Here is an 8680-nt window from a genome sequence, read left to right as displayed (position 1 = left end):
GGCGGGTACCGCGGGCCCGGTGGCGGCGCCGGCGGCGGTGGCGGTGGCTACCGTCCCGGCGGTGGCACCGGCGGTCCCGGCGGCGGCGGTGGTCGTCCCGGTGGCGGCGGTGGCGGCGGTCGTGGTCGCGGCGGTGCCGCGGGTGCGTTCGGCCGGCAGGGCGGACCGGCGCGCAAGGGGCGCAAGTCCAAGAAGCAGCGCCGTCAGGAATTCGACAACATGCAGGCGCCGTCGATCGGTGGCGTGGCGCTGCCGCGCGGCAACGGATCGACGATCCGGCTGGCCCGGGGCTCCTCGCTGGCCGACTTCGCGGACAAGATCGACGCGAATCCGGCGTCGATGGTGCAGGCGCTGTTCCACCTCGGCGAGATGGTGACCGCCACCCAGTCGGTCTCCGACGACATCCTCGAGCTCCTGGGCTCGGAGATGGGCTACCAGGTCGAGATCGTCTCCCCGGACGACGAGGACCGCGAGCTGCTGGAGTCGTTCGACCTCACCTACGGCGAGGACGAGGGCGACGAGAGCGACCTGGTGGTACGCCCGCCGGTCGTCACCGTCATGGGCCATGTCGACCACGGCAAGACCAAGCTGCTGGACGCGATCCGCAGCACGAACGTGGTCGACAAGGAGGCCGGTGGCATCACCCAGCACATCGGCGCCTACCAGGTCGCCACGCACCTGGGCGACGACGAGCGGCTGATCACCTTCATCGACACCCCGGGTCACGAGGCGTTCACCGCCATGCGGGCCCGCGGCTCGCAGTCCACGGACATCGTGGTGCTGGTGGTCGCCGCCGACGACGGCGTCATGCCGCAGACGGTCGAGGCGATCAACCACGCCAAGGCCGCGGACGTGCCGATCGTGGTGGCGATCAACAAGATCGACAAGGAGGGGGCGAACCCCGACAAGATCCGCCAGCAGCTCACCGAGTACGGGCTGGTCGCCGAGGAGTACGGCGGCGACACCATGTTCGTGGAGATCTCGGCGAAGGCCCGGCTGAACATCGACGGGCTGCTCGAGGCGATCCTGCTGACCGCGGACGCGGCGCTGGACCTGCGGGCCAACCCCGAGATGGAAGCCCAGGGCGTGGCCATCGAGGCGCACCTGGACCGCGGTCGCGGTGCGGTCGCGACGGTCCTGGTGCAGCGGGGCACGCTGCGGGTCGGCGACTCGATCGTCGCCGGCAACGCCTACGGGCGCGTCCGGGCCATGCTCGGCGACCACGGCGAGCAGGTCGCCGAGGCGACCCCGTCCCGCCCGGTGCAGGTGCTCGGCTTCACCTCGGTGCCCGGGGCCGGCGACTCGTTCATGGTCGTCGAGGAGGACCGCGTCGCCCGGCAGATCGCCGAGCGGCGGCAGGCCCGCACCCGCAAGGCCCAGATCGGCACCCGCCGGCGGATCTCGCTGGAGGACCTGGGCGCCGCGCTGGCCGAGAAGAAGATCGAGCAGCTCACGCTGATCATCAAGGGCGACAACTCCGGCACCGTCGAGGCGCTGGAGGACAGCCTGATCAAGCTGGACGTGGGCGAGGAGGTCGATCTGCGGGTCGTGCACCGCGGGGTCGGCGGCATCACCCAGGACGACATCAACCTGGCGGCCACCACCGACGCCATCGTCATCGGCTTCAACGTCAAGCCGGTGCGCGGGGTGCAGGAGCTGGCCGACCGCGAGGGTGTCGACATCCGCTACTACACGGTCATCTACCAGGCCATCGACGAGGTGGAGGCGGCGCTCAAGGGCCTGCTCAAGCCCGAGTTCGAAGAGGTCCAGACCGGTTCGGCGGAAATCCGGGAGATCTTCCGGTCGTCCAAGTTCGGCAACATCGCCGGCTGCATCGTGCGCAACGGCGAGATCCGTCGCAACGCCAAGGCGCGCCTGCTGCGCGGCGGCGTGGTGCTCAACGACGACCTCAAGATCGACTCGCTGCGCCGGTTCAAGGACGATGTCACCGAGGTCCGGGAGGGCTTCGAATGCGGCATCGGCCTGGGCTCGTGGAACAACATCGAGCTCGAGGACACGATCGAGACCTACGAGGTCCGGGAGAAGCCGCGCAGCTGATGCCGCACGGCCCTCACGCCCGCCCCCGTGCGTCGGTGACGGCGATCTCTGCCCGTCCGGCCGGTCACCGGCCGGCCGGACGGCCGGGATCGTCATGACCGGCGCCGAGGGCGCGGTCTACGTCGGCGTCCTGGAATGTGACGTCCTGCTCGGCGCGGTCGGCTCGCTCAAGCACAAGCGGGCCGTCGTGCGCCCGGTGCTGGCCCGGCTGCGCCGGCTGGACGTGGCCGTCACCGAGGGTGGCGACCCCGACCGGCTCCGTCGGGCCCTGATCGCGGTCGCTACCGTCTCCTCGGACCCGGGTCAGGTGCACCGGGTGCTGGACACCTGCGAGCGGCAGGTGGCCGGCGAAGTGGAATTCGAGGTGCTGTCCACCCGGCGACGGGTGTTCGGCGCGCACGACGAGGGAGATTGATCATGGTCGATACCGCCAGGGCCCGCCGGCTGGCCAAGCGCATCGTCAGCATCGTGGCGACCCACATCCAGCACCAGGTCAAGGATCCGCGGCTGGACATGGTGACGATCACCGCGGCCACCGTGACACCGGACCTGCGGGAGGCCACGGTCTTTTACACCGTCTACGGCGACGACGACGTCGTCTCCGCCGCCGCGGCCGGCCTGGCCAGTGCCACCGGCGTGCTGCGGTCGGCGGTCGGCCACGAGACCGGGATCAAGTTCACCCCGACGCTGGCGTTCAAGCTCGACGCCGTCCCGGCGAACGCGCACCGGATCGACGAGCTGCTGGCCGCGGCCCGCGACGCCGACGCCCGGGTGGCCCAGCAGGCCGCCGGCGCGAGCTACGCCGGCGAGGCCGACCCGTACAAGGCCCCCCGGGTGGCCGACGAGGACGACCCGGAGTTCGACGGCGGTGAGCCGGCCGAGGACGCGGACGATCCGGACGAGCGGGCGCAGACCTCCGGTCCGGACGGCACCGCCGGATCGCACCCCGTCGACGGCGGGGCGGGAAGGTCGTCCGAGCGGGTACCGTAACCATGCGCCGGCATGGGAGCCGGCGCTGTCGTCGTTCCTGCGCCGTTGCCCTACCGGTGGCGCGCGCGACGGACGTTTTCGCCAGACACTGGAGTGCGCCGGTCAGCGAGCCGGCCGAGGAGATTCCGGAGGCACCGTGACGGACATCCGCACGTCCCGCAACCGCACCCGCGGTGGACGCGTGCGGCTGTCCCCGGCCAAGTCCGACGCCGCTCCCGCCGGAACCCCGATCGACGACCTGGACATCGCCGCCGGCCTGCTCGCCGCGGCCCGGTCGGTGGTGCTCGTCGCCCACGTCCACCCGGACGCGGATGCGCTGGGCAGCGCGCTGGGTCTGGGCCTGGGGCTGGCCCGCCGCGGCGTCGACGTCCAGGTCTCGTTCGCCGAGCCGGACAGCGTCCCGGAATCGCTGCGGCATTTGCCCGGCCTGCCGCTGGTCGTCGCACCCGAGGACGTCTCCGACGGGGCCGACCTGTTCGTCAGCCTGGACGTCGGTTCCCGGGAACGGCTCGGCTCGCTCGTCCGCGTGATGGACGGGTGCCCGTTGAGCCTGGTCATCGACCACCACGCCTCGAACGCCCGGTTCGGCCGGTACAACCTGATCGACATCGCGGCCGAGGCGACCGCCGTCCTGGTCGCCCGGCTGCTGGATCGGCTGGGCATCCCGATCGACCGGGACATCGCCGAGAACCTCTACGCCGGCCTGGCCACCGACACCGGCCACTTCCGGCACGCCGACGCCGAGGTGCACCGGCTCGCCGCCCGGCTGATCGACACCGGGGTGCGGCCGATGGACGTGCTGCACCCGATCACCGACTCGCACCCGTTCGGGTGGCTGGGCATGCTGTCCAGGGTCCTCGACCGGGCCGGCCTGGACCGGGACGCGGCGCGCGGCGGGGGACTGGTCTGGACGATCATCGACGACGCCGTCCGGGACGGGCTGCGCCAGGAGGAGCTGGATTCGGTCATCGACATCCTGCGGACCGCGCAGGAGGCCGAGGTCGCCATGGTGATCAAGCAGACCGGCGCGGACGTCTGGCAGGTCTCGCTGCGCTCCCGCAGCAGCGTCGACGTCGCCGCCGCGGCCGAGGCCCTGGGGGGCGGCGGTCACGTCCGGTCGGCCGGTTTCACCCACCTGGGCCCGCCGGAGGACGCCGTCCGCCGGCTGCGTGAGGTCATCGACCGCTGAACGAGCTCCGGACGTCCGGCCCCACCGCCCAGCGCCGCCGATAGTCGCGGCCAGGCCGGAGCGGCCGCATCGGTCCCGGATCTGGCTGACGCCGCGGACGCCCCGCCGGACCGTTGCCGAACCGGGCCGCCGCCGGAACGACCTCCGACCGCGGCCGGCAGCACCGTCACCGCCGCCGGACCCCCTCCTGCCGCGCGCAGGAAATCGTCGATTCGCGTCCCATCGGTCACATCGGCGCGACCTTCGTCCGCGCCGGCGTCGATGATCCGCGCGGGACGGGACCTTCGACCCTGGCGTGAGCCTGGTCACCCGGGGCTGTCCGATCGGGAACGCGCGGGCCGGGGCGCGCATCATAGATACATCATGGATACAGATCGGATACCGTCCGCGGCCGACCGCGTCTACGAGCACGTCCGGCAGGGCGTGCTCAGCGGCCGGTACGCCGACAACGAATTGCTCGCCGAAGGGGCCATCGCCGCCGAGACCGGGGTGTCCCGCACGCCGGTCCGCGAGGCCCTGCTACGGCTGGAGGCCCAGGGGATGATCCGGCTGCTGCCCAAGCGCGGCGCGCTGGTGCTGCCGGTCACCGCCCAGGAGTGGCGCGACGTGCTGGCCACCCGATCGCTGGTCGAGGCGCACTGCACCCGCGCGGTGATCGAGTCCGGCCGGGGTCCGGCGGTCGCCCGGGCCCTGGAGGTGCCGCTGGCCGACCTGCGGGCCGCCGCGGCGGCGATGGATCTGCCGGCCTTCGTGACCGCGGACCGCACGTTCCACGCGACGATCGTCGCCGCCGACAACAACCTGATCCTGATCCGGCTCTACGGCTCGCTGCGCGACCGGCAGATGCGGATGGGCGCGGCCAACCTGTCCGCCCCCGACGGCGAGCCGGACACCGCCCGGATGCGAGCCACGGTCGCCGACCACGAGGCGATCGCCGCCGCGATCATGCATGCGGACCTGGCCCTGGCCGAGCACCTGACCCGCGAGCACCTGCGGCACGCCGATCGGGCCCTGCGCGGCGCGGGGACCGCATCATGACCGGGGCGCTCGGAGCGCTCGGCCACCGCCTGGGTGCGGTGCGGCTGTGGTTCGCCCGCCGCCCGCTCGTCATCTGGATCATCGGGGTCGGCGTCTACCTGCTCGCCGTCTTCCACCGGACCTCGCTCGGCGTGGCCGGCCCGATGGCCGCGCAGCGGCTGGACCTGTCGGCCGGCCAGCTGAGCACGTTCGTCATGCTCCAGCTGGGCGTCTACGCCGCGATGCAGGTGCCGGCCGGCATCCTCATCGACCGGTTCGGCCCGCGCCGGATGCTGCTGACCGCGACGCTGATCATGGGCAGCGCCCAGCTGCTGTTCGCCTTCGTCACCAGCTACCCGCTCGCGCTGCTGGCGCGCGGCCTGCTCGGCGTCGGCGACGCGATGACCTACATCTCGGTGCTGCGGCTGGTCGCCGGCTGGTTCCCGGCCCGCCGGTACCCGACGATGGTCGGCCTGACCAGCCTGACCGGGATGCTCGGCAACGTGGTCGCCACCGTGCCGCTCACCCTGATGCTGACCGGCCTGGGCTGGGGCCCGACGTTCGCGATCGCCGGCGGGCTGTCCCTGGGCTACGCGCTGCTGCTGCTGCGGCCCGCGGTGGCCGCGCCGTACCGGGAGGCCGAGAGCGCCACCGGCCCGGTGGGCGGGCGCGAGGTGCTGACCCAGGTCCGGCACGCCTGGCGGCTGCCGGCCGGGCGGCTGGGTTTCTGGATCCATCTCTCGACGATGGCCGGCCCGACCGTCTTCGCCGTCCTGTGGGGCTACCCGTACCTGACCCAGGCGCTGGGCTACTCGCCCGGGGCGGCGTCCTCGCTGCTGATGCTGCTGGTGATCGGCGGCCTGATCGGCAACCTGCTGCTGGGCCCGGTCATCGGCCGGCGTCCACACATCCGCGGCGGCCTGGCGCTGACCGTGGCCGGGCTGTGCCTGATCGGCTGGCTCGTGCTCATCGGCTGGCCCGGCGGTCAGCCGCCGCTGGCCGTCGTGGTCGCCGTCATCTGCGTCTTCTCGGTGGGCGGTCCGGCCTCCGGCATCGGGTTCATGCTCGCCCGCGACTACAACCCGCGGCACCGCATCTCCACCGCCACCGGGCTGGTCAACGTCGGCGGGTTCTGCGGGGCCGTGGTGATGGTGTTCGCGGTGGGGCAGATCCTGGACCTGGTCGAGCCGGGCGCGGTCACCCACAGCGCGCAGGCCTACCGCTGGGCCTTCGGGGCGATCGCCCTGCTGACCGCGCTCGGGATCGTCCGCATGGTCACCTGGATCCTGCGGACCCGGGTCCATGTGCTGCGGGCCGCGGCCCGCGGGGAGGATGTCCCGGTGGAGATCGTGCCGCACCGGTGGGACCGGCTGGACACCGGCGAGTTCAGCGTCGTCATGACCCGCCGCGCGGGCTCCGGCGCGCCGGAGCTGCACTTCACGGAGGTGCACCGGCGGCCGGCCGACCCGGGCCGGCCCGCGCCGGCCGACGGGGCCGCCGCTCCGGGGGACCGGTGACCGGCCCCGGCCTGCCGCCCGGCGGCGGTCTGCTGCTGGTCGACAAGCCGTCCGGCTGCACCTCGCACGACGTCGTGGGGCGGGTCCGGCGGGTGCTGGGACTCAAGCGGGTCGGGCACGCCGGCACGCTCGACCCGATGGCCACCGGGCTGCTGGTGCTGGCGGTGGACCGGGCCACCCGGCTGCTCGGTCACCTGGCGCTGACCGACAAGACCTACCGGGCCACCGTCCGCCTCGGGGTGAGCACCGATTCCGACGACGCCGACGGCACCGTCACCGGCACCGTGGACGCCGCCGGAGTCGACGACACCGCGCTGGCCGCCGCGATGGCCGCGCTGACCGGCGACCTGCTCCAGGTGCCCAGCGCCGTCTCGGCGATCAAGGTCGACGGCCGCCGCGCCTACGACCGGGTCCGCGCCGGCGAGCAGGTCGAGCTGGCCGCGCGGCCGGTGACGGTCGGCCGGTTCGACCTGGACGCCCTGCCCCGCCGGGCGGACGGCCGCATCGACCTGGACGTGACCGTCGACTGCACCACCGGCACCTACGTGCGGTCGCTGGCCCGCGACCTGGGGGCCGCCCTGGGGGTCGGGGGCCACCTGACCGCACTGCGCCGCACCCGGGTGGGGCCGTTCGCCCTGGACGGACCGGCGGGCCGCGCGATCGACGTCTTCCGCGGGGTGCCGGCCGACCGCCCGCCGGTCACCGACGAGCTCGTCGCCCAGGTGCGGGGGGCGTTGCTGCCGGCGGTCGACGCCGTCCGGCTGGCCTTCCCGGTGCGGACGGTCACCGCGGCGCAGGCGCTCGACCTGGGGCACGGCCGCCGGATCGAAGCCGGTGGCATCGCCGGCACCTACGCGGCGCTCGACCCGGGAGGCGCCCTCGTCGCGCTGGTCGCCGACCAGGACGGGCGGACACGATCGGTGTTCGGCTGGCAGGCCGGCGGCTGAGCCGGGACCGACCGGGACCGACCGGGACCGAGCCGTACCGACCGGGATCGAGCGGGACCGACCGGCACGGCGTCCCCGGCGCACGCGCGGCGGGTCCCAGGTGGCAGGCTGTCGGCCGTGGAGCGGTGGCGCGGTGTCGACGAGATCCCCCCGAGCTGGGGCCGGTGCGTGCTGACCATCGGGGTCTTCGACGGCGTGCACCGCGGCCACCAGGCACTGATCGGCGAGGCCGTCCGGATCGGCCGGGAGCACGGCCTGCCGACCGTGGTCGCCACCTTCGATCCGCACCCGGCCGAGGTCGTGCGACCGGGCAGCCACCCGGCGATGCTGGTGACGCTGCGCCGGCGGGCCGAGCTGATCGCCGAGCTGGGCGTGGACGCCCTGCTGGTCCTGCCGTTCACCACGGCGCTGTCCCAGGTCGGCGCCGAGGAGTTCGTGCACGACGTGCTGGTCGACCGGCTGCACGTCGCCCACGTCGTGGTGGGGGAGAATTTCCGCTTCGGGCATCGCGGGGCCGGTTCGGTCGACCTGCTGCGCGCGCTCGGACCCCGGTTCGGCTTCGTCGTGCACGGCATCACCCTGGTCCCCGGACCGGACGAGGTCACGGTCAGCTCGACCTACGTGCGCGCCTGCGTCGGCGCGGGCGACGTGACCGCGGCCGCCGCCGCGCTGGGCCGGCCGCACCGGGTGGAGGGCTTCGTGGTGCACGGCGAGGGCCGCGGCGGCGCCGAGCTGGGCTACCCGACCGCCAATCTCGACGTCGCCGAGCACGCCGCGATCCCGGCCGACGGCATCTACGCGGGCTGGTTCGTGCTGGGCACGCGCCGCTCGCCGCTGGCGATCTCCATCGGCACCAACCCGACGTTCTCCGGTCGCGAGCGCACGGTCGAAGGATTCGTCATCGACGAGGGCGGGAATTTCTACGGCCGGAGGGTGGCGTTCGACTTCGTCGAACGGCTGCG

8 protein-coding genes are annotated in these 8680 nt (G+C 73.6%); all 8 read left to right on the top strand.

Annotated features, from left to right (window positions below; genetic code table 11):
• Nucleotides 1–2058 (top strand): translation initiation factor IF-2 (gene infB, locus ACOJUF_RS10940; RefSeq protein ID WP_420121882.1); only part of this gene is annotated, 2058 nt, incomplete at its 5' end.
• A 94-nt stretch (nt 2059–2152) separates the two neighbouring features.
• On the top strand, nt 2153–2473 hold the full coding sequence (locus tag ACOJUF_RS10935) for a DUF503 domain-containing protein (RefSeq protein WP_420121881.1): 321 nt from the start codon (nt 2153–2155) through the stop codon (nt 2471–2473).
• 2 nt (nt 2474–2475) lie between these two features.
• Nucleotides 2476–3048, top strand: a complete 573-nt coding sequence (gene rbfA / locus ACOJUF_RS10930) for a 30S ribosome-binding factor RbfA (RefSeq protein ID WP_420121880.1) — start codon at nt 2476–2478, stop codon at nt 3046–3048.
• Nucleotides 3049–3184: 136 nt separating this feature from the next.
• Nucleotides 3185–4237, top strand: coding sequence for a DHH family phosphoesterase (locus ACOJUF_RS10925; RefSeq protein ID WP_420121879.1), 1053 nt, complete (start codon nt 3185–3187; stop codon nt 4235–4237).
• 363 nt (nt 4238–4600) lie between these two features.
• Entirely contained in the window at nt 4601–5275 is a 675-nt protein-coding gene (locus ACOJUF_RS10920) for a GntR family transcriptional regulator (RefSeq protein WP_420121878.1), read from the top strand.
• Nucleotides 5272–6771 carry an MFS transporter gene (locus ACOJUF_RS10915; RefSeq protein ID WP_420121877.1) on the top strand — a complete coding sequence of 500 codons (1500 nt, stop codon included), beginning with the start codon at nt 5272–5274 and terminating at the stop codon, nt 6769–6771. The genes ACOJUF_RS10920 and ACOJUF_RS10915 overlap by 4 nt, the downstream gene beginning before the upstream one ends.
• Nucleotides 6768–7718 carry a tRNA pseudouridine(55) synthase TruB gene (truB, locus tag ACOJUF_RS10910; protein ID WP_420121876.1) on the top strand — a complete coding sequence of 317 codons (951 nt, stop codon included), beginning with the start codon at nt 6768–6770 and terminating at the stop codon, nt 7716–7718. The genes ACOJUF_RS10915 and truB overlap by 4 nt, the downstream gene beginning before the upstream one ends.
• A 117-nt stretch (nt 7719–7835) precedes the next feature.
• A partial coding sequence (locus tag ACOJUF_RS10905; protein WP_420121875.1) for a bifunctional riboflavin kinase/FAD synthetase occupies nt 7836–8680 on the top strand: 845 nt, incomplete at its 3' end.

This window comes from Nakamurella sp. (genome assembly GCF_048594475.1).
In the GTDB taxonomy this organism is placed as follows: Bacteria; Actinomycetota; Actinomycetes; order Mycobacteriales; family Nakamurellaceae; genus Nakamurella.
Note: the sequence above shows the minus strand (reverse complement) of the source record. Positions and strands in the feature narration are given on the sequence as shown.